Raw genomic sequence first — 24,762 nt, forward strand, 5'->3', positions numbered from 1 at the left:
GATCTCTCCATGTTTAACCAACAGTCAAGGGCTACAGCCCCCCCAAACCCCCCCACGATTTCGGGGGAGGTTGTATTGCGTTCAATCAGCTGCCTTTGTTGCCTTTTTCATGCGTCGGGTCGTAGACCTTGGTCAGGTCGCCCCCGAGGCGGAACGTCTTGAACGGCTGCATCCCGTGCTTGCGCTCGAGCACATCCGGCGCACAGGTGTAGAGGGTGCAGAAGGGTTCGAGCCAGGCGAATTTCATGTCCTGCTTCAAGTCCTTCATGTCCTGCTCTTTGCCGTTCTTCTGTTCGAAGATTTCCGGGTCTTTCACCCCGGCCAGCACCTGGTCGCCCAGGCGTTTGAGTGCGCCGTTGTTTTCCTGACGCAGGTCGACACCGTTGACCAGGGCAAAACTGGCGATCATCGACAGCGGCGGCAGCGCGTAGTTGTGGTACGACAACGCGCGTTGCTGGCGCTTCAATTCGTTGGGCAGGAAGCCTTGGTCGTCGACCTGGTTCACGCCGACCTTGTATTCCTTCACCGCCCAATCAAACAGGTCGCGACGGTTGACGGCGACGGACGTTGCCATCACCGACCAGGCGGCCCAATAGGAGTGGTTGTTGGTTTTTTCCAGCGGCAGGTTGTCCCAGTCGCTGACCACCTGATCGGCCAGTTTGTTGAACCAGGCTTCGATCAGCTGCGATTCCTGCTGGTGGTTGGCCAGCGGGTGCGAGTCGGAGAACTTCAGGCGCACATAGGCCGAGGCCATGCTGCCCAACGCCCATTTGCGCATCGACTTGCCGGTGTGGTTGAAGTCCTTGGACATCAACGCATCCGCCTTGGCCCAGCTCGTGAGCCAGTTGAGCGTACATTCCAGCTGCTCCGGGCGACCGTCACGCATGAACTGCATCACGCGCTTGCTGGTGTCTTTTTCCAGCTTGGTGATGTCGGCGGTGCTGTCGCGAAAGGCTTTTTCGGACTGGGTGTTCAAGGTGGCGCGGGCTTTGTCCGAACCTTCGTACTTGCTGCGAAATTGCAGCGAGCCGGTGTACGGCGCCGGCATGGCGTCGCAGTCATTCTTGAAGTCGCCGGTCTTGAACGCTTCCACTGGGGCGAAATAGCCCTGGGGTGGACGCAGTGGCGCGGCGGCGTTGACTGAACCGGCGAACATCGCCAGGCCCAGCAGCGTTGGAATCAATAACTTCTGCATAGGTAACCTCATTGCCCAGTTGAAGCGGTCTGTTGACCGCCCGCTGGGAATACGTTGCGTGTGCAAATTTTCGCTTCAACCTTCTGCGCAGCCTGGCCCGCTTCCGGGCCTTGGACTTCCACGGCCAGCAAGTTCTGCGAGGCCCAGTCTTCATCGGTACGCAGTTCGAAGGCGAAACGCCCGTCTGTATCGGATGTTTCGGGTTTCTCGATCTTGATGTCCTCGTGGCGCCCGTTCATGTACCAGAGGGTGGCTTGCAGGGTTTTCATCGACGGGTCGGCGAAGCGGATATCAACCTGGTGATTGGCATTACGCAGGTCTTTGTTCGAACTGTTCACCATCAATTCGTTCTTGCCCGGCTTCAACGAAGTGCTGGCGGTCATCTGTGCCGGCTTGCCTTCGCAGCCGTTGTCCAGCAGCGACATCATCTGGCGGTAGATGGTCTCCTGGTCCAGGCGGTACAGCGGCGAAAATTCCCAGATGAGGATTTTTGGCGGGGTCTTCTGGAATTCGTCGCTGCCCAGGTACTGGATCATCGAGCCTTCAAGACCACCGCCGGGGAAGGCGACGTTGAGGATGTCGGCGCCGATTTCCTGTTCCAGGAAGCCGGCGAAGTTGTAGTTTTTGCCGCTGTGGCTGGTGCCCACCAGGGTGATCTGCGGGTTACCCGAATCGCCGAACAGGTCGCCGTCGCCCGCTTCGCCCTTGGGCTCGGTGGTGAACTGGTCCATGTACTGGATCGCGTAGCTGGTGCCGCAGAGTTGCCCGGCCATGTTGTGCAGGGTGCCGGTCTTGCCCATGCGTCCTGAGCGTTTGGTCTCGAATTCACGCTGTGGGATGCCGGCAAATTCAGGCATTGCACGCACTTTGGCGCCGACGATTTTCGCGGTGCGCTGGGCGCCATACGGAGTCCAGTGTTGGTCGCCACGGAAGTAGAAATCGTGGGCCGGCAACTCGTCCGGCAACTGCTCATTGGTCAACGGCGACAGGTCCGGCACCACGTAGCCCATCTTGGCGAAACGCCCGAGCATGGTTTTGTAGTTACCCAGTGCCTTGTCGAAATCGAACTTGGCTTTCTCTTCTGGGTTGAGCTTGTTGCGGTTCACCAGGCCACGGGTCGGCTGGTAGACCACCACCAGTTCCACGCCCTTGGCCTTGAACGCATCGTGCAGTTGTTGCATGCGTTTGTAGCCGGCAGGCGATGTGTCGAATTCGGTACGCAAGTCTTCCTGGGTCCGGAACAGCCAGTCGCCCTGGGCTTGCACCAGGGTGGTGAAGTTCTGCTGGTAGCGCGTGGTGTAGTTGCGCGCATCGTGGGCGGCCGGGCACAGGCTGCAGCACGGCTCGGCGGTGAAGGTCGGCGCCTTGATTTCGTCGGCGCGCACGCCCTGGCTGGCCGCGAGCAGGCCGAGGGTCAGACCCGAGAGGCTCAGCAGTTTGATCATGTGTGGGTGCATAAGGGTCATCCTCAGTCCTGCAATTCGGTCTGGCGTTCGACAGGGTCGATCAGCACGGCTTTCTGCTGGCGCACCAGCAGGTCGAGAATCTCTTCCTGGCGATCGCCCAGCACGCCGTTGAAGCTGATACCGCTGGATTTGGTCGGCGCCAGCATCGACACGCGGTACAGCTCCACGCTCAACGGTGAGTCAATGGACAGCGGTCCGCTGCCGTTACCCGCCAGTTCACCGCCGACCACGATCAGCGAGACCTTGGCGTCGAATGGGTCGAGGGCGATGTCACGGTCAGTGTCGGTCAAGTCCTTGATGTGGCCGTAGAGGCCGGTCAAGCCGTTGGCCATCGAGGTGTTTTCGTACAGCTTGATATTCACGCTGTTACGCACACGGATACCGTGGCGACGGTTGGCGATCACCTTGTTGCCCCACAGCAGGTTGTCACCGCTCTCATAGAGGGTGATGCCGTCGGTGTGGTTACGGTAGAACTCGTTGTCGGCCACGATGTTGTTGACGCTGTTACGGTCGAGTACCAGGCCCGAGAGCTTGTTGTCGTAGCTGCGGTTGTTGAAGATGAAGCTGTCGTTCACTTCCCGGGAAATGATGATGCCGTGCTTCTTCTTGGTGCCGTAGACGGTGTTGTCCGCGATGATCAGGCCATGGGAACGGTCGTGGGGGTCAATGCCGTAGACGATGTTGTCCTTGTAGGTATTGCCCTTGATCACGAAGTTCGTGGTCTCGTAGCAGTAGAAGCCGTACCACATGTCCGAGAACTCGGAGTTGATGATCCAGCCGGTCGGCTCCGGACGCTTGAGCACCTTGGCCATGTTCGGTGTGTACTGGGAAATACTCACCCCGTACGACTTACTGTTGGCGTAACCGAAACTGGCCATCTTGGTGTTGGAGATATACGTCTCGGTGCCACCCCAGGCCAGCAGGAACGGGCGGAATTCCTTGGGCGACTTGAACAGCGCCGGGCCGTTGGCCTTTTCGCTCCAGCCGGTGACTTTGGTGTCACGCACAAACAGCTGGCCGTCGTTGATCAGGAACGAACCGGCTTCCTGGGACAGGCGCAGTTCCTGAGTCTTCTTGTCGATTTCCAGGATGCCCTTGCGGCCCACCACGATCGGCAGCCTGGCCACGATCACACCCGGCGAGGTCTCGCTGAGGTACTGCTTGGGCACCTTGCCCAGCAGGTCCTTGAGGTTCATGTAGCCGTCGTCGACAAAAATCGCCTGGGGAATGCCGTGCTGGCGCACCACCCACTCGGCCATCTTGTTGTCACCGCCGATGAAGTCCTTGAGGGCGTCCTCTTGCATCATGCGGCGGATGCTGATTTTGCCCGGCTTGCTTCTGACGATTTTCTTTTCCATCGCCGCATCGGTGTAGCCCGACAGATCCGGCAGGGCCGGCTTGGCCATTTCCAGCGGCGCGGTCGGCGGGCTGGAGATGGTGTAGGTCTTGGCCTGTTGCAGCTCTTTGGCGATGGTCGGCGCTTTCGCCTGCGGCGCGACATCGGCCATGGCAGCACCGCTTGCCAGCAGCATCGCTGCCGCCAACATGGCCGAGCCTTTGAGGGCTTGAGGGTTCATTGCGCAGGCTCCCATCAGAACTTCCAGATCACGTCGACAAAGGCGCGATGCATGTACGAATCGACCTGGCTGCCATAGGCGTCACCTGGCTTGAACACACCGGCACGGAAACGCACCAGGGCCGACGGCTCGTCGATCGACTGGCTCAGCGCAGCCGGCAACAGGCCGGTCTTGAAGTACTTGGTGACGACCAGGTCCATCTCTTGGCCCAGGTCTTTCTTGCCGTCTTCAAGCGGCAGGGACGTGCTGGACAGGATCGCGCCGGTCACGTCGTCAGTGTTGTTCTGCACCGCATCGATGCCGTTGCTGCCGACCGGCTTGTTGCCGTCGACACGCCAGAACTTGTGGTAGACGAGGCTTGCGTCATAGTCCTCGCGCAGCTGCCAGGAACCGAACAGGCTCATGGACTGCATGTTGTTCATCTCGCCGCGGAAGGCTTCGCCGAAGCGGTGCACGCGGGACTGGGTACCGGTCCAGTTCGAACGGTTGCTCTGCAGGCCGTTCTGCTCGTACTCGGCGCTGGCGCGGGAGTAGGCCGCACCGACTTGCCACTGCGGATCAAGGCGCAGACGCACGCCGAGGTCGGTGGCCCAGCCGCTCACGTCATCGCTGCGCTTGGCATTGGTCGGGCGGGTGCCGTCGGCGTTCAGGGCATTGACGGTGTCGCGGTCGCCACGCATGCCGGTGACGCTGGCCCAGTAGTTGACCGTGTTGGTGTTGCGCCAGTTGTAGGCGTCGCTGTTGGCTTCGATGCCGAGCCAGCTCAGGTCGCCGTTCTCACGCTTGTCCAACGAATCGGTCGGCACGCCGGGTTCGGGGTAGTCGAGCTTGCCGTTGTCATGGGTGTGATGGCCGCGCAGGCCGATCCACTGGCCGGGCGTCCACTGGTAGGCGGCGTCGGCGTACAGGTGCTGGCGGTCCTTGTCCTTGGGCGACAGTTCCTTGAGGTCGGTGCGGTATTCGCTGAAGCGTTCGGCAACGCCGACATTGGCCTTGAGCAGGGTGGTGTCAAAGGTCCAGTTCAGCGCTTCGATGTTGGTGTCGCGCCATTGGCCGTCGTCGTTGCGCAGGCGTTGGCGACCCAGCTTGAGGATCTCGCCAGGGTAGGGCGTGAAGCCGCTGTAGCCGACCCAGAACTCACGCATGGCCAAGTAATTTTTCTTGGTCTTGCGGTCGTTGTTGGTGGTCTGCTGGTTTTCGTCATCGGCCGACTGTTGCAGCGGGTCGGTCTCGATGATGTCGCTGGAGACCACGGCCTGGCCCATGGCGTAGGCGCTCCACGCGCCGCTTTCGCCGTAGATCCACGGGCGCAGGTCGAGGCCGACGCCGTTGACGTCGCCGCCTTTCTGCGTGCCCAGGTCGCGGTCGTCTTCGGACTGCGCGGTGGCTTTGACTTCCAGGCCGAAGTTCTTGGCTTCGGTCAGCGCAGCCAGGGTCGGGCACGACCACAGCAGGGCGAAGGTCAGGCCGATACCGGCCTTGACGAATGGATTGAGCTTCATAGGGATTCCTCGCCGTCGTCTTCTTCATCCAGGGCGTGCAGTTGCAGCGTGCTCTGGGCCAGGGTGCCGCGGGCGGCCAGTTCCTGTTGCACCAGGCGCTGGCCTTGGGCGCGTTGCTCAGGCGTCAGCGGGGTTTCCAGCTGCGTGGCCAAGTCATTGGCTTCTGGCGTGTCCTGGGCTTTGGCCAACTGGCTGAAGACATAGGCATTCAATGGGTCGGGCTTGGTGCCCTTGCCTTGGGAAAACAATTGGGCGATGGCGAAATCGGCGCTGTTCTGGCCGTTGCGCGCAGCGGTCAGCAAATGGTCCAGGGCTTTTTGCGGGTAGACCTTGCCCAGGTAGCCACGGCGATAGATCTGGCCGAGGTAGTAATCGGCGGCCACTTCCTTGCCTACGGCTTTTTCGAAGTGCGCTTCGGCGGCCTTGGCGTCAGCCGGCACCCACTTGCCTTCGTAGTAGAGCTTGCCCAGCAACAGTTCGGCGCGCGGTTGGTCGGCGGCGCGGCCGTTGTCCAGGTACTTCATCATCTGGTCGACGTCACCCAGTTCCGGGAAGTCGTAGAGCAGTTGCGCCAGGCTGACCCACGAAGCCGGGTAGCCAGGGGCGATTTTTTCCAGCAGGGCCTGGGCGGTTTTTTCGTCCGGCTGGCCGAGGGTGGCGTCGCCGAGTACTCGGGCAACACTGTCGACGCGTTGTGCAGTGACGGTGCCACGGCTGTAACCGGCTTCCATCTGTTTGAGCAGCTCGGCCTGCTTCTCAGGTTCGGCTTTTTTCTGGTAGACCGTAGCCAGCTCGACGTAGCAGATATCGGTGGTGTTGAGCGCGGCCTTGCAGATGCGCTCTACGTCATCCAGATGCTGGTCGTAGGTGTCTTGGGTGCGATACAGCAGGACCTGGGCCAGGCCGGCTTCCGGATAACCGGCTGCCTGCCATTTGCTGATCTGCTGCTGCGCATTCACGTTCGGGAAGCTGTGCGGGTATTGCAGGTACAGCATCGCCAGCGGAATCAGGGTGTTGCCTTCGCCATTGGCAAAGGCTTTTTTCAGCAGGCCTTCGGCTTCATGGTGTTCGGCTTCGGTGCTGCCAGGCTTGGCCACCAGCAGGCGACCGAGGCGGGCCTGGGCGCGGGGCGAGGTATCTGCCGCTGCGCGGTAGGTGGCTTCGGCCTGTTTGATTTGCGCCGGATCGCGGGTGCCTACCTGGATATCAGCCAGGCCCACCTGGGCCTCGCTGTAGCCCAGGTCTGCCAGTTGCTGGTAATTCTGCTGCGCGGTGACGGTGTCGCCACGTTTCAAAGCTTCGTTAGCCAAGCGTTGGTCGGGCAGGCCGGCGCAACCGGCGAGGGCGATGGCCAGCGCCAGGGGCACCGGCAGGTTTCGAAGGGCGCTCATGATTAAAGACCCGCAGCCATGGCTTTATCGATCAGCCAGTTCAGCGAGGGGCCACGGTCGCTGGTCACTTCTACCGGGCGACCGGCGTAGGTGCTGTCCAGCGGTGCGTCAGGCTTGATCTGCACGCGGATGTCGGAGGACAGGTCGGCGCTGTTCAGGCTGGTGCTGCTGACGATGGTGCCGGTGCGGATCTGTTCTTCATCGGCCACTTGGAAGCTCACCGGCGTGCCTGGGCGAACATCGGCGAACTGGCGATAAGTGAAGCGCGCTTCCACATTGGCCAGGCTGCCGCGTGGCACCAGTTGGAAGATCACGTCGCCTTTGTTGGCGTACTGACCGTCGGCGACCATTTGCTGGGCTACCACGCAATCACAAGGCGAGGTCAGGGTGCCGGTCATTTGCTTGCCGAACAGCTCTTCGACTTTGGCCGGTTGCAGTTGGTCTTCATCCAAATGGCCCTTGAGCACGTCGAGCATGCTGGTGCTGAAAGTGGCGAGCGGCGCGCCTTTGGCGGCGATCCCGTCACCTTTGAGCAGGCTTTGCACCGTACCATCGCGCGGCATGGTCACGTTCATGCCGGGTACGCTGACCAGGCCGGCCTGGGCGTGGCTGACGAAGTACATGCCGTACACCGATTTGAAGATGAATCCGAAGGCGGCCAGGCCGACGATGAAGATGCCTGCGCTGAACACCACGGCGCGTAGACGGCCGGCGGCGGTCATGTTGCTGCCGCCGTCCTTAACCTTGCGCGCCTTGGTGAAGTTGTCGCGTTGCAGGGTCGCCAGCACGTCGCCCATGGTCACGATGTCACCGGACAAGTGCGAGGTGATCAGGTGGCGCAGGGTGGAAATATCCTGGGCGTCGAGGTTCTGGAACTGGCAGCCGGTACGGCCGCTCTGGCGGTCGTAGGAGCGGATCTGAAGCTCCACGTCCATCGCCAGGCCCAGGTTATCGATCACGAATTGCAGGCGGCCCTTGTGCACTTCGCCGACGGTCAACGGCTGGGTCGAGGTGAAGGCCAGGCCGCCGGCGGACAGGTCGATCACCCGGGCTTCGGTCGGCGTGCGGTCAGTGTTGAAGAAGCGCAGCTTGGCCGGGATTTTCACGCGGGCATGTTGGCGCTGGGCTTCGGATTCGTGGACAACATTGGCGTTTACTTGGCTGTTCATCAGGGCATTCCTTAAGTTAATTCAGGCTTGGCAGGGTCAGACCATCATCAGCAACACGGCGACGAAAATGCTGCCGGCGGAGAAGGTCATGGTCCGAGACGACCAGGTGTTGAACCAACGTTGAAAGCTGGCCAAATCGCGGGTCAGTTTGGTGTCCTGGCGGGTCCAGGACTGTTGATCAAGGCGGAAGAACACGTAGATCTTCACCAGTGCGCCCATGATCTGGTTGTAATAGAGAATCGCCGGGTAAGCCGGACCGATGGTGTGGCCGGAGCACGACAGCAACAGGGTGAGAATCAAGCGGGTAATGCCGATCCACAGCAGGTACGCGAGGATGAACGCGCCGCCGTACTTGAAGGTGGCGATGATTGCCACGGTCAGGCCGAGCAGGGAGGTCCACATCGACACGCGTTGGTCGAACAACACCACGCTGGTGAACAGACCCAGGCGGCGTACACCCAGGCCCAAGGCGCGGGAGTTCTGGCGCAGGTTGTTGCCGTACCAGCGGAACATCAGCTTGCGGCTGGCCTTGATGAAGCTCTTTTCCGGCGGGTGTTCCACGGTATGGATCGCCGCGTCCGGCACGTAGAACGTGTCGTAGCCCAGGCGCATCAGGCTGAACCAGCTGGACTTGTCATCACCGGTGAGGAACTTGAAGCGGCCCAGGCGCCAGTGTTGCAGCGAGTCGCTTTCCACGTCGGCGATAAAGCCGGGGTCGGTGACCACGCTGGCACGGAACACCGACATACGACCGGTCATGGTCAGTACGCGCTTGGACAGGGCCATGGAGCACATGTTGATGTGGCGTTGGGCGAAGCGCAGTTTGTGCCACTCGCTCATGATGTAGCCGCCGCGTACTTCACAGAATTCGTTGGTGGTGAGGCCGCCGACATTGCCGAACAATTGGAACCACGGCACGGTCTTGCGTACCACGCCTTCGGCGAGCACGGTGTCGCCGTCGATCACCGCAACGACTGCGCGGTCATCCGGCAGGTGGCGGGAGATGGCGCGGAAACCAAAGGCCAGGCCGTCGCGCTTGCCGGTACCGGCGATACGCACGAAGTCGAGCTTCACGTGTTCCGGCGGGTTCATGCGTTCCCACAGGCTTTTCACCAGCAGCTCATCGGACATTTCCACCAGCGAGCAGACCACGGTGGTCGGGAAGCCGCATTCGATGGCTTCACGGATCACCGAGCTGTAGACCTGCGCGGTGGTCAGCGCATCGATCCGGAAACTGGTGACCATCAGGAACACGTGGGACGGGTCGGCAGCCTTGCCCAGCTTGCGCACTTTGCGGCGCAGGTGCGGGTAGACCACGTACAGGAACAGCATGCCGCGAAAGAAATGCGTAGCACCCATCGAGTAACGCCAGATACCGACGGCGCCAATCAGGAAAATAAAATTCTTCGACTCGGAGTCGAACGTACTCGCCGGCAGCAGCAGGGCGAGTCCCATCAGCAGGCTGAGGAAGAACAGCCAGCCGGCGGATTGGAGCAATATGTGTTTTAACTTGGACATAAGCGTCATCCGAAGGTGAAGAAGGCTCCAGGCTGCCAGCGCTGGGGATTAGTACGCTGGCAGCTTGGAACTGGCCGTTGCTGTTACCAGCAAATGCCTTCGGTACGACCGCTCGTGCTGGTGGCCTTGGACATGAAGCCCACCAGGTCGATCACTTGCTTGCCGTGCGGTGCGTTCTGCGCCAGGGCACGGAATTTCTCATCGCGGTTGCCCAGGATGATCACGTCGGAGTTGTTGATCACGTCGTCGAAGTCCGAGTTGAGCAGGGACGACACGTGCGGGATCTTGCCTTCGATGTAGTCTTTGTTCGCGCCGTGAACACGGGCGTACTCGACGTTGCTGTCGTAGATGCTCAGGTCGTAGCCCTTGCCGATCAGCATTTCGGCCAGCTCGACCAATGGGCTTTCGCGCAGGTCATCGGTACCGGCCTTGAAGCTCAGGCCCAGCAGAGCGACTTTGCGCTTGTCGTGGCTGGAGACGATGTCGAAGGCGTTCTGCACCTGGGACTCGTTGCTGCGCATCAACGAGTTGAGCAGCGGCGCTTCCACGTCCAGGGAGCCGGCGCGGTAGGTGAGGGCGCGCACGTCTTTTGGCAGGCACGAACCACCGAAGGCGAAGCCTGGGCGCATGTAGTACTGGGACAGGTTGAGGGTCTTGTCCTGGCAAACCACTTCCATCACTTCGCGACCGTCGACGCCGACGGCCTTGGCGATGTTGCCGATCTCGTTGGCGAAGGTCACCTTGGTGGCGTGCCATACGTTGCAGGTGTACTTGATCATCTCGGCAACGGCGATGTCCTTGCGGATGATCGGTGCGTCGAGCTCTTCGTACAGCGACTGCAGGACATCGCCGGAGGCTTTGTCGAATTCACCGATGACGGTCATCGGTGGCAGGTCGTAGTCGGCAATGGCGGTGGATTCACGCAGGAATTCCGGGTTGACCGCGACACCGAAGTCGACGCCGGCTTTTTTGCCCGAGCAGTCTTCGAGGATCGGGATCACCACGTTAGCCACAGTGCCAGGCAGCACAGTGCTGCGCACGACCACGGTGTGGCGGGTGGTTTTGTCACGCAGGACCAGGCCGATTTCGCGGCATACCGCTTCGATGTAATCCAGTTCCAGATCGCCGTTTTTCTTGCTTGGCGTGCCGACGCAGATCATCGACAGGTCGGTGTCGCGGATGGCTTCGGCGAAGTTGGTAGTACCGCGCAGCCGGCCGTTCTGAATACCCTGGCTCAACAGCTCGCCCAGACCGGGTTCAACGATTGGCGATTTGCCCGCATTGATCAGGTCAATCTTGTCCTTGGAGATGTCTACGCCCACCACTTCGTGGCCACGGGCAGACAGGCAACCGGCACACACTGCGCCAACGTAACCCAAACCAAATATGCTGATGCGCATCGCATTTACCTCTGTGTTAATCATGCCAATAATTGGCCGGAGTTCATGTTTGCAAGCGTCACTGATGCCACGAAAGTTGGGCGAATAGACGCCGACTTACCGTGTACAGGCATGTTAATTAGTGAGTGACTAACTATTGCACTCAAGTTGTGCGCAACTTGGCCTTGTTATTGGGGCTTGCCCTGAAATGCAGCCGGCCTTCCTAGGGGAAGGTGCCGACGCCAGTGCCGCAGGGTGCAGATAGAGGCTTAAAGCCTTTATTTATCAGCACCTTGGGTGTCATCACTGACACATTTAGGTAAGCGCTGCCTTGGCCTATAGGGGATAGCAATTCATCCTTATCGCCGCCCTCAACTCATATCAGTTGATGATATGACCCATGAGTCAAAGTTGATGGGGCAACTTCGCTACTTCCTTGGGTCGTTATGTAAGTCATCTCTTACAGAAACAGAGAATTTCGTTACCGGTGGTATGAGCCGTGCGTTTTGACGAAGTTCCGGGCCGCTCATCCTGTTTCCGGAAATTTCTTGAAATATTAGGAAAGATGGCACTGGTATTATATTGATAGCACTTGCTATTTGGGCCAGTAGTTGTGGGGAGTTGGGAGAAGGGGATAGTTTTGTGCCACTAGTGTTTAAAAAAAGTGGTGCCACTACGAAAAAAAACGACGGATGTCGAGTGAAAGAATTGTTAGAGATGCGTCAGGATGTTTTTTGACGCCAAAAAAATGGCGATTCGGAAGTTGAAATGCAATCAAAACTGTGGGAGCGGGCTTGCTCGCGAATGCGGTGGATCAGAGAAGAATCTATCGACTGACACGCCGCATTCGCGAGCAAGTCGAATCGTCGCACCGCCGCTCCCACATTTGGATCTCATTGCCTTAAGAGGCGGGTTCGGCTTTATTCCGGTGCGTGATCGCGCAGGAACACCAAGTTATCCGGCTTCGACTGCTCCGCATTGAAGCGATAGCCCTGCACGTCGAATTCCTTCAGCTTGGCCGGGTCGTTGATACGTTCTTCGATCACAAAGCGGCTCATCATGCCCCGGGCTTTCTTGGCGTAGAAGCTGATGATCTTGTACTGACCGTTCTTCAGGTTCTTGAACTCGGTGTTGATGATCCGCGCGTTCAGGGCTGTGCGCTTGACCGCCGAGAAGTATTCGTTGGAGGCCAGGTTCAGCAGGACGTCATCGCCTTGTTCAGCCAGTGCTTCGTTAAGCCATTCGCTGATGCGGGTACCCCAGAAGGCGTACAGGTCCTTGCCACGGGCGTTGGGCAGTTTGGTGCCCATTTCCAGGCGATACGGCATCATCAGGTCCAGCGGGCGCAGCAGGCCGTAGAGGCCCGAGAGCATGCGCAGGTGGTCCTGCGCGTAGGTGAAGTCGGCATCGCTGAAGGTCTCGGCATTCAGGCCGGTGTACACGTCGCCTTTGAACGCCAGCAGCGACTGCTTGGCGTTTTCCTGCGTGAACGCAGGTGTCCAGCTGCCGAAACGAGCGGCGTTGAGGCCGCCGATCTTGTCGGATACGTGCATCAATTCGCTGATTTGCGCCGGGCTGAACTCACGCAGTTGCTCGATCAGCTCCTGGGAATGGTCCAGGTACTGCGGCTGGGTAAAGCGCTGGGTCGCAGGTGCGGTCTCGAAATCGAGGGTCTTGGCGGGTGAAATCACCATCAGCATGAAGTCGTCTCCTGTAATCGTGGGAGGGATTCTAGGGGCTGGGGCGTTTTGACTCCACCTATGATGGCGATAGGTACCTATGAGTGTTGGCTATATGACCATCATGTCTCGGGGCATGGGCCAGCAGAATGAGCATCCTGGAAACGGATTAGAGCTTGAGAATCCGCTCCAGCGACACCAGCACTTGCTGGGTGATGGCGTTCAGGCGGATTGAGTAGATCGTGTAGGCGGCCGTCAGCACGACGGCGGCCATGGCCCACGGGGTCCACAATGGCCAGGCGCGTTTGATCCGGTAGTTGCGCGGCGCGACGTTTTTCAGCGGATCGGTCAGCCGTTTGGGCGTCTCGCCGCGTAGCGGGCGCAACAGACCGTGCAGTTGGTTGATGATCTTCTGTATTTCGTCATCGCCCTTGGCATGGGCGCCGTATTTGCCTTTGAGGCCGGAGATCAGGCACTGGTACATGAACTCCAGTACATGCTGGTACCGGGCCGCTTCGGGGATCATGTTGTTCATGACGGTGAAGAATCGCTCACCGCCTCGGGTTTCCCCATGGAACTGGCTGAGCAATGAGCGTTCACTCCAAGTGGAGAGCCTGCCCCAGGTGGTGCTCATGACCACCTCGTCCAGCAGCAGGCACAGGCTGTAGGAGTAGGCCTTGAGCATGCCGGCGTCGTAGTCGAACTGGCTGACTTCTTCCATGATCGTGGTGATCTGGTTGCTGACGCTTTGGTACAGCGCCGGTACGTCATCGTGCTGGTCTAGACGGCGCAGGCGGATCACCAAGCCGATCAGGGGCGTAGCCGCATCGCATAACGGGTTCCACGCCAGGCCGCGCATGTCGAATTCGAGGTCTGCGAGCAGTACCGGGGGTTTGGGCTTGGCCGTCTTCTCCGCGAAGTCGCTTGTATTGCTGTTGGTGTCCTGTTGCGAATAGTCGAAGAGCGGGTCACTTTCGCCCGCTGTCGACGCGTTTTTGCTGGGTAGGTACTCATTCATTTAATGATTTCCTGATCGCCAAGAGTTGCGATCCGAACTCTGTAAATTCACCTGACTTGCGTAAGCCGTTAAATTTTGGGGTTGCCGTCGGGGGCTTTGTTCAGAAACTCATCAAACATCTGCTTGCTAGCGTTTAATCGTTGTTGCTCCGCTGCTGATATGCGGCGGTACAGCGGCGAAGGCTCATGCTTTGGGCTGCCTTTGGGGAGGTCGAAGCGGCGCAGCCATTGGTTGCTAGTGCGCTCATTGAGGCGCACTTCGCCGGCTATCGAGCCGTAATGCAGTGAGCCAATGTTGCTCACCCGCAACGGCTTTAGTACTTCATTGACCATCACATATAACTCAGGGCGAGGGTCAACATTGGCTTTGCCCAGGGCAGGCCAGTCCCCAGCACGAAAAATCGTGCCCCATTCGTAAGGCAAGATGCCTATGCGTACGTCGTTGAGCTGCTCGAGCAAGTCCTCGGTTGTTCCTAGTTTGCTTACCCAATGGTGGGCAAGATAGGTGTACCAGTTGAGGTTGCTGTAGCCAGTGCGCCATTTCTTACTGCCGGTAGGAATGCAAAGGTCTGCACCCCGATATTCTTGAATGAGTTGATATTCAATATGCTGATAATTTTCCCATTCATAACTGTGTTGAATGCCCAATCCTGCCGCGCCGTGCAGGGGTCGCAAAATATTGCACAGTTCGAAAATTAACCTGTCGAACTTTTCTTTACCCTGGCCTTTAAGTTCATCTACAGGAAGATAGATTCTCACGGTCGTCATTGAGCTATGAACTTTTTCGTACCACCCAGCAGGAGAGAAAGCATCGAACATGTAAGTGCCAATATTCTGAAATCCGTTGTGGGATGACCACATAAGTGCAGCTGACTCTACAAAGCCGTCCGATTGTATATAGGAAATACAATCTCGCATGGCTTGCGGGCTGAACTGTCGCTCAATCATGTGTTCACCCCCTGTATAACCCCATGTCAATTTTTCACCAAAGTGTTTGCAATAGAGTTCAAAGGCTTCAGCAATATGTTTTCTACGCGCTGGAAGGTACGCATCTACCAGATAAAAAGTGGCTACTAACCCAACGAGTAGGACCGGCTGCTCTTCATCTTCTTCATCGACGATGGTGAAGTCCCAGCGATGGGCATCGAAGTCTTGGAAAAACTGCTCTTCATTCATGGTTTGCCTCCGGTACATCCTCCCAAAATACATAGTTCTGGAGGGTGGTCTGTTGGTGCTGTTGGCGTTCGTTCCATTCGGCCCAGCGGGCCTGAGTATCCTGATCGTCGGCGAATAAGGATGGGGCTGACGGCATTGTGTTGGCGTGGGCAAAGGCGGGCATGGCGGTTCCAGCCCCAGTAATGCCTCCGGCCAAAACTCGCTTGGCAGCTGTGATAAAAGGCTTGAAACGGATTGAATGCCCGCCTGCATTGGCGACCAGAGCAGTGGCTTCTGCAGTAGCAGTAGCAGTAGCAGTAGCAGTAGCAGTAGCAGTAGCAGGTGCGGCCGCCATAGACACCATCGCGGCGCCAATAGCGACAAAGGGCGCCGCCAGCGTCATTTCAATGCCCGCAACTGCTCGTTGGTTTTGTGCCTGTATCGCTCGCTGATCCGGTGTGGCTGTCATCACCGGCGTGCCAGGCGCTACGAACTGAGTTTCCAGTTTGAGTCGCGCCGCTGCATGTTCAGCATCTATTCGGCCCACCAACAGTTTGTGTCTGGCTGCAGCGGCGCGGGACGCCAGGCTAACGACTTGTTCGACGGGTCTGTACACTGGCTCGCTTACCGAGGAGCGAACCCACTCGCGCCATTTCTGCTTGTCACTGGAGTCGCAATTTTTGGTCTCAAGGAGCCTCAGCTTCTGATAATCCCCCGCAATATCCTCGTATGCTATTTGTTGATCACGAGCTAGCCTATCCCCTGGAAATTTCATCTCAATCACCGATGTCAAATTACTTTGACTATATTGCGACTTACTTGGGTTGCCGAATGCTCTCAGCCGCAGAACATCGGGAATACGAAGGAGTCCACGAGGATTTTTTTGTCTGTCAATCCCGAGTGCGCCGTCGCTAGTTAATGACGTGGGCGACAATATTTCTTCAAGATCAGTTTTACTCAGCAGGTCGGTTTCAATGCGCATGCTTGTCAGCTGTTCAAAATGGCGATTGCGCAACTGCTCGTATTGTGAAAGTGGAAAGTTACTTGGGCGATGGGGTTCGCGTTTACTCATGATGGGTTGTGGCGGGCTTTTACTCATATCAAACCCGACTTCGCCGCAGTAAGGAAAGTGATACCTAAACGCTTCGTTATCACACCGTACTAACTGCGATACAGTGCGCTGATACATCGGGTAGCCGTCTTTCGCGCGCTTATATGGGATGGCTTTGGCGTAGGAGGCTTTTTCACACAGATACCACAAATCGAGCGGGTCGGTAACGGGCAATACCATGCCGCTGTTATGGGGTTTGGTGACGCTGCGGGTTTTACCGTCTGGGGCACGGCTTGCAGTTCGCGGTTTTAATGGCTCATTCATGACTTAGTTCTCCTCCGAAGCAGGGTTGGAAGAAAAGTCGATGTCCATCACGCCAAAGTCGTCCCAGTATCCGGCACTGAGCTTCACGAGATTTTTCTCGTTGGCTAATACTTGGATTTCCAAGGGTTCTGCATCGCTTGAATTGACGACTTTGGTTTTGCCTTCGGCGTCTGTTCTTTCGCGTAAGGTATGGCCACTGCCGCGTAATATTTCATAAGGCCGATCAGCTACCGGATTCCCGGTATTGGCGTCGCGCAGGATAAAAAATTCTTGTAAGTTGCCCATTGCAGGGCTGCCTTCGCCCCTCCAACCGTCATTGGTTTTAGCTCCACTGGACATATCAACCTGACCTTTGATAGTGATCAATATGCCGTCAAGTGTGATTCCACTCTCGTCGAGAATGAGGGTCCCTCCAGGGGATTTGAAGACAATCCGCTGCCCTGCTTTAACTTCATAGTAAGCAGTCTTTTGTTCAATAGCCTTGCCAGCGGCCAGTCGAAAATGACTTTGCACTTTGTGATCGACATTGCCGCCGGTTTGGATGTGATGATTAGTCCCCGTTTTGTCGTGGCGTTCATTGCCAACACATTCAATACGGTTGTTGTCGGTGGAAATTTCGTGGTTGTTTCCGATGTGGTGAAATCGATCCCGAGCGACGGTATGGCGTTGATCCTTTCCAATACTCACGGTTTCGTTGTTGCTGACATGCTCTGTGCGGTCATGGCCAATCTCTATCTTTTCATCGTGCTCGACCCGTTCCTGACGATCATTGCCAACGAAAATGCCGTTGTTGTTTTTTATGTGGACGTTCTTGTCTTTTTCGGCGTGGATAAAGACTTCCTGGTGGCCCAGCTCATCCTCAAATCGCAGCTCATTGAAGCCAGGGCCCTTGTGGGTTCGGCTTTTGATGGTCATCCGCGTCTTGTGTTTGGGCAGCTCATACGGCGGCAGATTGGTTTGGCGGTAGGTGCGGCCCGTGGCGATAGGTTGGTCAGGATCACCATCCAGGAAGCTGATGATCAGTTCCTGATTCACGCGCGGCACGGCCATGGCACCCCACGTCGCGCCTGCCCAGCCTTGGGCGACACGGATCCAGCACGAACTCTGGTCGTTATTCTTGTCCGAACGATCCCACGGGAACTGCACTTTCACTCGTCCCCATTCATCGCAATAAATCTCTTCACCCGGTGGCCCGACCACCGTGGCGATCTGCGGGCCGTCGATGCAGGGTTTATTGCGCAGTGGAGCTTTCCAGTCCGAGGTCCAGCGGATGGCGCTGGCCTTTAACGTGTAAGAGGTGCCGAGGCCGCTGCCAAACGATTCTTCCTGCAAACTGGTGTGCTGCTTGCCTTCGTGCTTGATGGCGATGGTGCGCCAGCGATCATTGAAGTCCTCACGCGGATGATCGTTGAGGTCGAACGCCAACCCCGGTTGCAGGCGCTCATCGTCGCCTTCCAGGTGTGCCAACTTGGCGTCGTTGCGCAGCGCCGCCAGGCGCGTTTTGGTAAAGGGCTTGCCGGCGATATCGCGCTTGTAACGGCCGGGGTAGTCGTAGCGTTCGTAGTCCTTGTGCTGGTTGTTCAGGTCCTGATCGCCAGTGGCGGTGTGCTGCTGGTTGTAGCGCGGGTGGGTGAAGGTGTAGTCGCGCTGTACCTGCACGGCGGTGCGCACTTGCTCGGTGTAGTGGAAGCGGTTCAACGCCGGTTCCATGGCATCGCCGCCGCCCATCGGTTGGTAGATCACCGGGCAATCGGTGTGGGTGCCGATGGTGCCCAAACCGCCGACGCGGTCGGTGAGGACCAGGGTGTGGCCGTCGGCGTGGTGTTCGAAGGTGTAGAGCAGGCCTTCCTCGGCGGCGAGGCGGGCGATGAAGTCTAGGTCGGTTTCGCCGGCCTGCACGCAGTATTCGCGGGGTTGGTGCTCGAAGCAGATTTCGCTGCGGATGTCGGTCAGCTTTTGCTCGGTTAACACGCTGGTGATGATGTCGGGTACGGTCTGGGCCTGGAAGATGCGCCAGTTGGAGCGCAGGTCGAAGCGTTTTAGAGTCGGTTCGATCACGGCGGTGTAGCGGGTGCGGCGAAAGCCGGTGTCGCCCTGTTGGAAAAGGCTGACTAATCCGTGGACGTAACGTACCGGGGTGCCATCGCGCCAGATTGTGAACAGCCCCGCCAGGTCGAGTACTCGGTAGAAATCAATAGCCGGATGATGGCTGACCAGTTCCAGCTCCAATTTGAAGGGCTGGGAAAGGCCCTCTTCAAGGGTGAACGAGACCACTTCGAAGGGATCGCCCCGCAGCGGTTCGAAGGTGTAACGCAGGTCGCTTTGACGGGGCATGGGGCTTCCTCTTCTATCGACGCGGCTAGCGCGGCCCATCCATGTGGGTGGACGCGATCTTAGGAAGCGGTAAGCAAGCCCTACAATAGCTTGGAGGGAATCCAGAGACCTCTTACCAGTACGGGTGTAATGGATGTCGGATTTTTCTGTCTTTTTCCAGAGGCGGGGCACTCTCCTCAAACCCCGGCCCATCGCCATCCTGGCTAATGTGATCGGCTATGATGGCTGACGACTCTGGAGAGGGAGACCCCGTGTGCGAATAGCACTTTTCTTATCGGCATGTCTGCTATGCCTGAACGCCCAGGCGGCGCCCGTGGATGTGGCCAGCCTGGACCGTGGCACCTGGCCTGAAAAACTCGGCAGCCCGGCGCTGTTCGACGTGGCCTCACGCGCCGAAATCCTCATGTTCGCCCACAGCCTGCTGGCCAGCGAGAACCAGGATGAAGCCGCGCTCAAGCAGCGCCTGGGCCTGAAGATCATCAACCTGTCCGCCATCGACGACCTGCGTCGCCAGCTCTGGCAGCGGTTGCTGGAGAACTACACGTATGCCCAGCAGAGCTGCGAAGTCGACGCCTCGTTCTGCTATCTGGTAGAGAACATGGACGACCTGCGCGAGCAGGCCGGCAAGTTCGAGGTAAGTGAAGACTCCTTCTATATAGGCTGGGCCAACCCCAGCCATGTGTTCCATGAGCGTTACCTGGACGAGCTACTGCGCAAGGCCGCGCTGTTCCCGCAGATCAGCAGCGAAGTCGCGCGCTTCGGCGACCATGAGCGCAATGGCGATGAATTCAACGATCGCCTGTTCCTGCTTACCTTTGACGGCGGCCCCGCGCCCGTCAGCGGCAATACCGACTGGCTCACCGACTACCTGCGCAAGCAAAAGATGAACGCCACGTTCTTCGCCCTCGGCAGCAGCCTGCAAACCCGTGTCGAGCGCAGTTCGGTGGCCGATGTGCAGGCGTTGTACCAGGGCCAGTGCGTCGGCACCCAGGGCTGGCAATACCGCTCACACAGCCATTGGGTGGACTGGCAGAGTTCCATCACCCGCAGTGCGTCACTGGCGCAAAACCTGATGCCGGAAAACTACGTGCCGCTGTTCCGTCCGCCCTATGGTCAACGTCGTGCGGACAGCCAGGGCTTCTTTCAAGCCCAGGGCTTGCAGGTGGCACTATGGGACATCGATTCCCAGGACGAACCGGGCAAGCTCAAGGCCGATGAATCGGCGCAACGGGTGCTGACCTTGATGCTGCTGTGGCGCAAAGGCGTGATTGTGTTTCACGACACCCAGGACAAGGCGCGGGTGGCTTTACCCATGCTGTTGCAGGCGACGGCGCAGAGTGGTCTGGGTTGGCAGGACTGCCGGGAGGCGTTTCGATGAAGTGCCCGGCCCTGTTGGGGATGAGGCGTTTCCGGGGTGATTTTTTGCGACATTTCGAAGCAGGCGGACTTCCGACTTTAGCGGGGTACGGGGTGCTCGGCTAGTGCTATTCGTCATCCTGAAAAATAAACTTCAAAAAAGCGTCAAAGTGCTTTTTTCTGTCACACGTTTTGCGGTATTACGAAGTCAGATCGCCGAACCCTGCAGCACAGGTGGCGTCTTCCAAGACTCCTCAGGTGGGCACTGCGCTTGACGTCACTTAAGGTGCAGTCGGTGGTCGAATCGAGGCGCAGCACCGCCCAGGTATTGCGTCGACTGGCTCCCACAAAAGGTGACCGAGTATGGATGATCATGGACGTAACCCTTCTTCCGACCAGCCAATCCTTTATGTGCTTGATACCAACGTATTGATCCACGATCCAAACGCACTGCTCAACTTCGAAGAACACCACGTCGCCATCCCGATGATCGTGCTTGAGGAACTCGACAAACTCAAAAGCGGGCACCACAGCGTTGCCGCCGAATGTCGCCAGGCCATCCGCCTGATCGACAAGACATTGGGCGAAGCGTCGCCGGAGGACGTCGAAGTCGGCGTACCGATCCAGCGCGGCAAAGGCGGGCCCAAGGGCTTGCTGTCGATTCTGATGAGCAAGCGCAGCGAGCCCAACAGCCTGCTGCCGGAAAATCTGAACGACAACAAAATCATCAACCAATTGATCGACCTGCACGCCCGCGACAAGGACCTGCGCGTAGTGCTGGTGACCAAAGACATCAATATGCGCCTCAAGGCCCGAGCGTGTGGGATCGCGGCCGAGGACTACAGCACCGACCAACTGGTCGACGACGTGTCGATGCTGTCCCGTGGTTATCACATGATCACTGGCTCGTTCTGGGATCGCGTCAGCAAGGTCGAAACCCGCCAGGACCATGGCCGTACCTGGCACCAGGTGCAGCTGATCGAAAATCTGCCCGCCGTGCATATCAATGAATTCATCGTCGACGAACAGGGCTTCGTGGGCTGGATCAAAGAGATCCAGGTCGACAAGCTGCTGATCCTCGACCTGCATCAGGAACCCCTGTTGCACCAGGAAGCCTGGGGCCTGAAACCGCGTGACATCTACCAGAGCCTGGCGCTGTACGCGCTGCTCGACCCGGACATCCACCTGGTCAACCTGACCGGTGCCGCCGGTTCCGGCAAGACCATCCTCGCCCTGGCTGCCGCCATCGAGCAGACCATGGTGACCAAGCGCTATCGCCGCATCATCGCCACCCGCAGCGTGCAGGGCCTGGACCAGGAAATCGGCTTCCTGCCCGGCACCGAAGCGGAAAAAATGGAACCGTGGCTGGGGGCGATCACCGACAACCTCGAAGCCTTGCACATGGATGATGAAAACACCCATGGCAGCGTCGACTACATCCTCAGCAAAGTGCCGTTGCAGTTCAAATCCCTCAACTACATCCGAGGTCGCAGCTTCCAGCAGAGCCTGATTTTGATCGATGAATGCCAGAACCTTACCCCGCACCAGATGAAAACCATCATCACCCGTGCCGGCGCCGGTTCCAAAGTGGTGTGCCTGGGCAACCTGGCACAGATCGACACCCCTTACCTGTCCGCGACCAGCTCCGGGCTGACCTACCTGACGGAACGCTTCAAAGACTTCCCGAACGGCGTGCACATTGCGCTGCAAGGGGTTCCACGTTCGATCCTGGCTGAATACGCCGAATCCCATCTGTAACCACTGCCACGGTGGGAGCTGGCAAGCCAGCTCCCACATTTATTGTGTGTAAGGTTTACAATCGGTGCTCCTGATCAGGAGTATCCCTGTGCTGACTCATCTCGATTCCCAAGGTCGCGCCCACATGGTCGACGTCACCGACAAGTCCGTGACGTTCCGTGAAGCGGTGGCCGAAGCCCGGGTGCGCATGTTGCCCGAGACCCTGAAAATGATTGTCGACGGCGCCCATCCCAAGGGTGACGTGTTTGCCGTGGCCCGCATCGCCGGGATTCAAGCGGCGAAAAAAACCAGTGATCTGATCCCCCTGTGCCACCCGTTGATGTTGACGGGCGTCAAGGTCGAACTGAGCGCCGATGGCGCAGACTCGGTGCATATCCTGGCGCGCTGCAAACTCTCCGGCCAGACCGGCGTGGAGATGGAAGCCCTCACCGCCGCCAGCGTTGCGGCCCTGACGATCTACGACATGTGCAAGGCCGTGGATCGCGGTATGACCATCGAAAGCATTCGCCTGCTGGAAAAGCTGGGCGGCAAGAGCGGGCACTTCAAGGCGGAGCAGGCATGAGCATCAACGTATTGTTTTTTGCGCGTTACGCCGAGGCGGTGGGGTTTGACTCGCTGGAGATGGAGGGCGATTTCGCCACTGTCGACGCTGTACGCCTGGCGTTGGCCAGTGACCCGGAGTTTGCCGTACTCAACGAGACCAGCCTGATGTGTGCGCGCAACGAAGAGTTGTGCGGCCTTGATGAGCCGGTGCAGGCAGGTGACGAAGTCGCATTCTTCCCACCCGTGACCGGAGGCTGATCATGGCCATTCGAGTGCAGGCCCAGGCGTTTGATCCGGGTTTTGAGGTGAATGCCATGCACGCGGCCAACGTGGGTGTGGGTGCGGTGGTGAGTTTTGTCGGGTATGTACGCGACTTCAACGATGGCCTGGATGTGGCAGGCATGTTCCTGGAACACTACCCCGGCATGACCGAAAAAGCCCTGGCCAAGATCGCCGTGGAAGCCGAGCAGCGCTGGCCGTTACTCAAGCTGGAAGTGCTGCACCGCATTGGCGCCCTGGAGCCAGGGGCGCCGATTGTGTTTGTGGCGGCAGCGAGCGCCCATCGGCAGGCAGCGTTTGATGCGTGTGCATTTGTGATGGACTACCTGAAGACGCGGGCGCCGTTTTGGAAGAAAGAAAATACCAGTGCGGGGCCGCGTTGGGTGGAGGGGCGCGACAGTGATCAGGCAGCAGAGAAACGCTGGAATCTTGAAGGCTTTTAAAGCCCTATTGGCGTTAAAAAATTGAAAGTTTATTTCGAATGGCTCTTGTTAACTGTCAAATCTGACAGTTAACACTTTACGTGTTTTTCCTCTTAAATGTTATCTCGATAACATAAGGTTGGAGGTGCGTAGAAATGGCCGTGAATAAAAGCGTTGATAGGTCTCTGGAGAATTGTAAAACATCCGATGCGCGCGCGGAAATATACAGGGCTGCACACTTTCGGTTGGTTCTTCCAGGCGGTGGGTCATCAACTAATTTGCTTTATAGAAATGGCAAGCATCAACTCAAGGTCGTTATAGAGTTGATCTTGGAAAAACAAGAGCGTGACTTAACCTGGACGCAGGTGCTTTTGAGTGAGGTGCTTTACGCATACCTTCATGTCCGCACGTATGGGCCGCCAACGTCTGCGATGCCGCGCGGATTTAACTATTATAGATATAAGAATGATTATGATACTGGGCGCTGGACGGGTGATGGAGTTCCACAGTTGGAAGATCAGGCCGATCCAGTTTCTCCACCTCTAGGTGTTGAGCTATTTGATTATTATATATCTGCAGATGAGCGAGCGAGCATAGAGCCTCATCGATTAATGGCTCAATTAAATATCGGTAGTGAAACTATCGTATCAAGTGAGTGCGATTCGGGTATTTACGTCACGCCCGTTGTGCCCTATCGAGTGTTGGCGAGTCAGTTAACTCTTAATGCAGACTATGATGCACACCACAGTGAGAGCTTTGATGTTGCTGTGTATTACTTGACTCCGCCGCAAGGTTTAAGGGTTTTCAGTAATTTGGGTCTTGAACTAGGAGTGGGTGAAACTGAAGCACCCCATCCTTTTCATACATCATGTATATTTGGTAGCTCCGGAGCACCTTTTCACAATCGAGTGGGAACGCTTACTGGGAAGGATGATTCGTTTACGGAGATTCGAGTTTCTGATATTTGGAATACAACAGTAGTATCGCCTAGTTTGCTGGTAAGGTTCGGTCAGGTGCGCACTAATATGCGTGCCATAAGGATCATTCATCGAGTAGTCCAGAACGGTCATTCACCCTGTCAAGGCACTTGGCTTGGACTCGATAATTTTGGGAATTTAATTAGGCTTCGAATCGCATCCCCGGATAAAGGCCAAACCGTAAACTTTCAAGATGCCTAGATTATGTGGGTGGGCTGATACAGATAATCCAGAGATTCAATAGGGTGCTCTATGGAACTGCATTCTCAGGCTTTTAACGTTGATCGCTATTTTCAAGGTCATGTTGACTCTCGAACAGGTCATTACAACTTCCGTATTCACTTAGTGACACTTTATCCGCAGGGCGCATTGGAGTCGAGAAAAGACATTGTTTTGTCATTTTCCCTAATGTCGCCCAATTCCTCATTCGTTGGGAGGAGTTGGAGTTTGAGTAATACCGAATTTGATGTTGATAGTGGCAAACTTACTCTGCTAACAGGTGAGCGGTTCAGCACTCTCGGGCTCCCCCCCGTTGGGGGGATGATGCAGTTCAAAGATCGCAAACTCAAGGATCTGGTTGTAAAACGCCCCGACGCCAGCACGTTGCATGTGGTTTATAAGGAGGCGGCCGCAAAAACTGAGTGCAACACCTCACCCTCCGGTAAGGTGC

At 57.6% G+C, this 24,762-nt stretch carries 20 protein-coding genes; 7 read left to right on the forward strand and 13 right to left on the reverse strand.

Annotated elements, in window-relative coordinates; translation table 11 throughout:
• Positions 1 to 85: 85 nt before the first annotated feature.
• The 13 genes from H096_RS15120 to tssI all read right to left on the reverse strand — a co-directional run bounded on the left by H096_RS15120 (position 86) and on the right by tssI (position 18,928).
• Positions 86 to 1,195, reverse strand: a complete 1,110-nt coding sequence (locus H096_RS15120) for a mannuronate-specific alginate lyase (RefSeq protein WP_156717485.1) — start codon at positions 1,193 to 1,195, stop codon at positions 86 to 88.
• An 8-nt stretch (positions 1,196 to 1,203) separates the two neighbouring features.
• Positions 1,204 to 2,652: an alginate O-acetyltransferase gene (locus tag H096_RS15125; protein ID WP_033899598.1), complete on the reverse strand. Its 1,449-nt coding sequence runs from the start codon at positions 2,650 to 2,652 to the stop codon at positions 1,204 to 1,206.
• An 11-nt stretch (positions 2,653 to 2,663) separates the two neighbouring features.
• Positions 2,664 to 4,253, reverse strand: coding sequence for a mannuronan 5-epimerase AlgG (gene algG / locus H096_RS15130; RefSeq protein ID WP_033899567.1), 1,590 nt, complete (start codon positions 4,251 to 4,253; stop codon positions 2,664 to 2,666).
• Positions 4,253 to 5,740, reverse strand: a complete 1,488-nt coding sequence (locus H096_RS15135) for an alginate export family protein (protein ID WP_033899569.1) — start codon at positions 5,738 to 5,740, stop codon at positions 4,253 to 4,255. Before H096_RS15135 ends, algG begins: the two co-directional genes overlap by 1 nt.
• Positions 5,737 to 7,131: an alginate biosynthesis TPR repeat lipoprotein AlgK gene (algK, locus tag H096_RS15140; protein WP_033899571.1), complete on the reverse strand. Its 1,395-nt coding sequence runs from the start codon at positions 7,129 to 7,131 to the stop codon at positions 5,737 to 5,739. The genes H096_RS15135 and algK overlap by 4 nt, the downstream gene beginning before the upstream one ends.
• 2 nt (positions 7,132 to 7,133) lie before the next feature.
• Complete coding sequence (locus tag H096_RS15145; RefSeq protein WP_033899573.1) at positions 7,134 to 8,300, reverse strand: alginate biosynthesis protein Alg44; 1,167 nt, start codon at positions 8,298 to 8,300, stop codon at positions 7,134 to 7,136.
• 36 nt (positions 8,301 to 8,336) lie between these two features.
• Complete coding sequence (gene alg8, locus H096_RS15150) at positions 8,337 to 9,818, reverse strand: mannuronan synthase (RefSeq protein ID WP_161630253.1); 1,482 nt, start codon at positions 9,816 to 9,818, stop codon at positions 8,337 to 8,339.
• Between the two features lie 83 nt (positions 9,819 to 9,901).
• On the reverse strand, positions 9,902 to 11,218 hold the full coding sequence (locus tag H096_RS15155; RefSeq protein WP_033899577.1) for a nucleotide sugar dehydrogenase: 1,317 nt from the start codon (positions 11,216 to 11,218) through the stop codon (positions 9,902 to 9,904).
• A gap of 899 nt (positions 11,219 to 12,117) precedes the next feature.
• Entirely contained in the window at positions 12,118 to 12,897 is a 780-nt protein-coding gene (gene yaaA, locus H096_RS15160) for a peroxide stress protein YaaA (RefSeq protein WP_033899579.1), read from the reverse strand.
• A 148-nt stretch (positions 12,898 to 13,045) separates the two neighbouring features.
• Positions 13,046 to 13,894, reverse strand: coding sequence for a type IVB secretion system protein IcmH/DotU (gene icmH / locus H096_RS15165; protein ID WP_033899581.1), 849 nt, complete (start codon positions 13,892 to 13,894; stop codon positions 13,046 to 13,048).
• 68 nt (positions 13,895 to 13,962) lie between these two features.
• Positions 13,963 to 15,069 (reverse strand): type VI immunity family protein, encoded by a 1,107-nt coding sequence (locus tag H096_RS15170; protein WP_051422049.1) that lies wholly within the window; start codon positions 15,067 to 15,069, stop codon positions 13,963 to 13,965.
• A complete protein-coding gene (locus H096_RS15175; protein ID WP_051422051.1) occupies positions 15,062 to 16,423 on the reverse strand; it encodes a VRR-NUC domain-containing protein in 1,362 nt (453 codons plus the stop codon). Before H096_RS15175 ends, H096_RS15170 begins: the two co-directional genes overlap by 8 nt.
• Before the next feature lie 3 nt (positions 16,424 to 16,426).
• Entirely contained in the window at positions 16,427 to 18,928 is a 2,502-nt protein-coding gene (gene tssI / locus H096_RS15180) for a type VI secretion system tip protein TssI/VgrG (RefSeq protein WP_241495507.1), read from the reverse strand.
• A gap of 82 nt (positions 18,929 to 19,010) precedes the next feature.
• On the opposite strand from tssI, the gene H096_RS15185 reads away from it, so the two are divergent.
• The 7 genes from H096_RS15185 to H096_RS33930 all read left to right on the forward strand — a co-directional run.
• On the forward strand, positions 19,011 to 20,135 hold the full coding sequence (locus tag H096_RS15185) for a polysaccharide deacetylase family protein (protein WP_033899583.1): 1,125 nt from the start codon (positions 19,011 to 19,013) through the stop codon (positions 20,133 to 20,135).
• A 341-nt stretch (positions 20,136 to 20,476) separates the two neighbouring features.
• Positions 20,477 to 21,871, forward strand: a complete 1,395-nt coding sequence (locus H096_RS15190; RefSeq protein ID WP_016978207.1) for a PhoH family protein — start codon at positions 20,477 to 20,479, stop codon at positions 21,869 to 21,871.
• 88 nt (positions 21,872 to 21,959) lie between these two features.
• Positions 21,960 to 22,433, forward strand: coding sequence for a cyclic pyranopterin monophosphate synthase MoaC (gene moaC / locus H096_RS15195; protein WP_033899585.1), 474 nt, complete (start codon positions 21,960 to 21,962; stop codon positions 22,431 to 22,433).
• The gene (gene moaD / locus H096_RS15200; protein WP_033899587.1) at positions 22,430 to 22,672 is read left to right on the forward strand and encodes a molybdopterin converting factor subunit 1; all 243 of its coding nucleotides are present in this window, start codon (positions 22,430 to 22,432) and stop codon (positions 22,670 to 22,672) included. Before moaC ends, moaD begins: the two co-directional genes overlap by 4 nt.
• Positions 22,673 to 22,674: 2 nt before the next feature.
• Entirely contained in the window at positions 22,675 to 23,136 is a 462-nt protein-coding gene (gene moaE, locus H096_RS15205) for a molybdopterin synthase catalytic subunit MoaE (RefSeq protein WP_033899589.1), read from the forward strand.
• Positions 23,137 to 23,270: 134 nt separating this feature from the next.
• Positions 23,271 to 24,293 carry a hypothetical protein gene (locus H096_RS33925; RefSeq protein WP_156717486.1) on the forward strand — a complete coding sequence of 341 codons (1,023 nt, stop codon included), beginning with the start codon at positions 23,271 to 23,273 and terminating at the stop codon, positions 24,291 to 24,293.
• A gap of 51 nt (positions 24,294 to 24,344) precedes the next feature.
• Positions 24,345 to 24,762: hypothetical protein (locus tag H096_RS33930; RefSeq protein WP_156717487.1), on the forward strand; the 418-nt coding region annotated here is incomplete at its 3' end.

This window comes from Pseudomonas sp. FH1, from assembly GCF_000510895.2.
Classification (GTDB): Bacteria; Pseudomonadota; Gammaproteobacteria; order Pseudomonadales; family Pseudomonadaceae; genus Aquipseudomonas; species Aquipseudomonas azotoformans_A.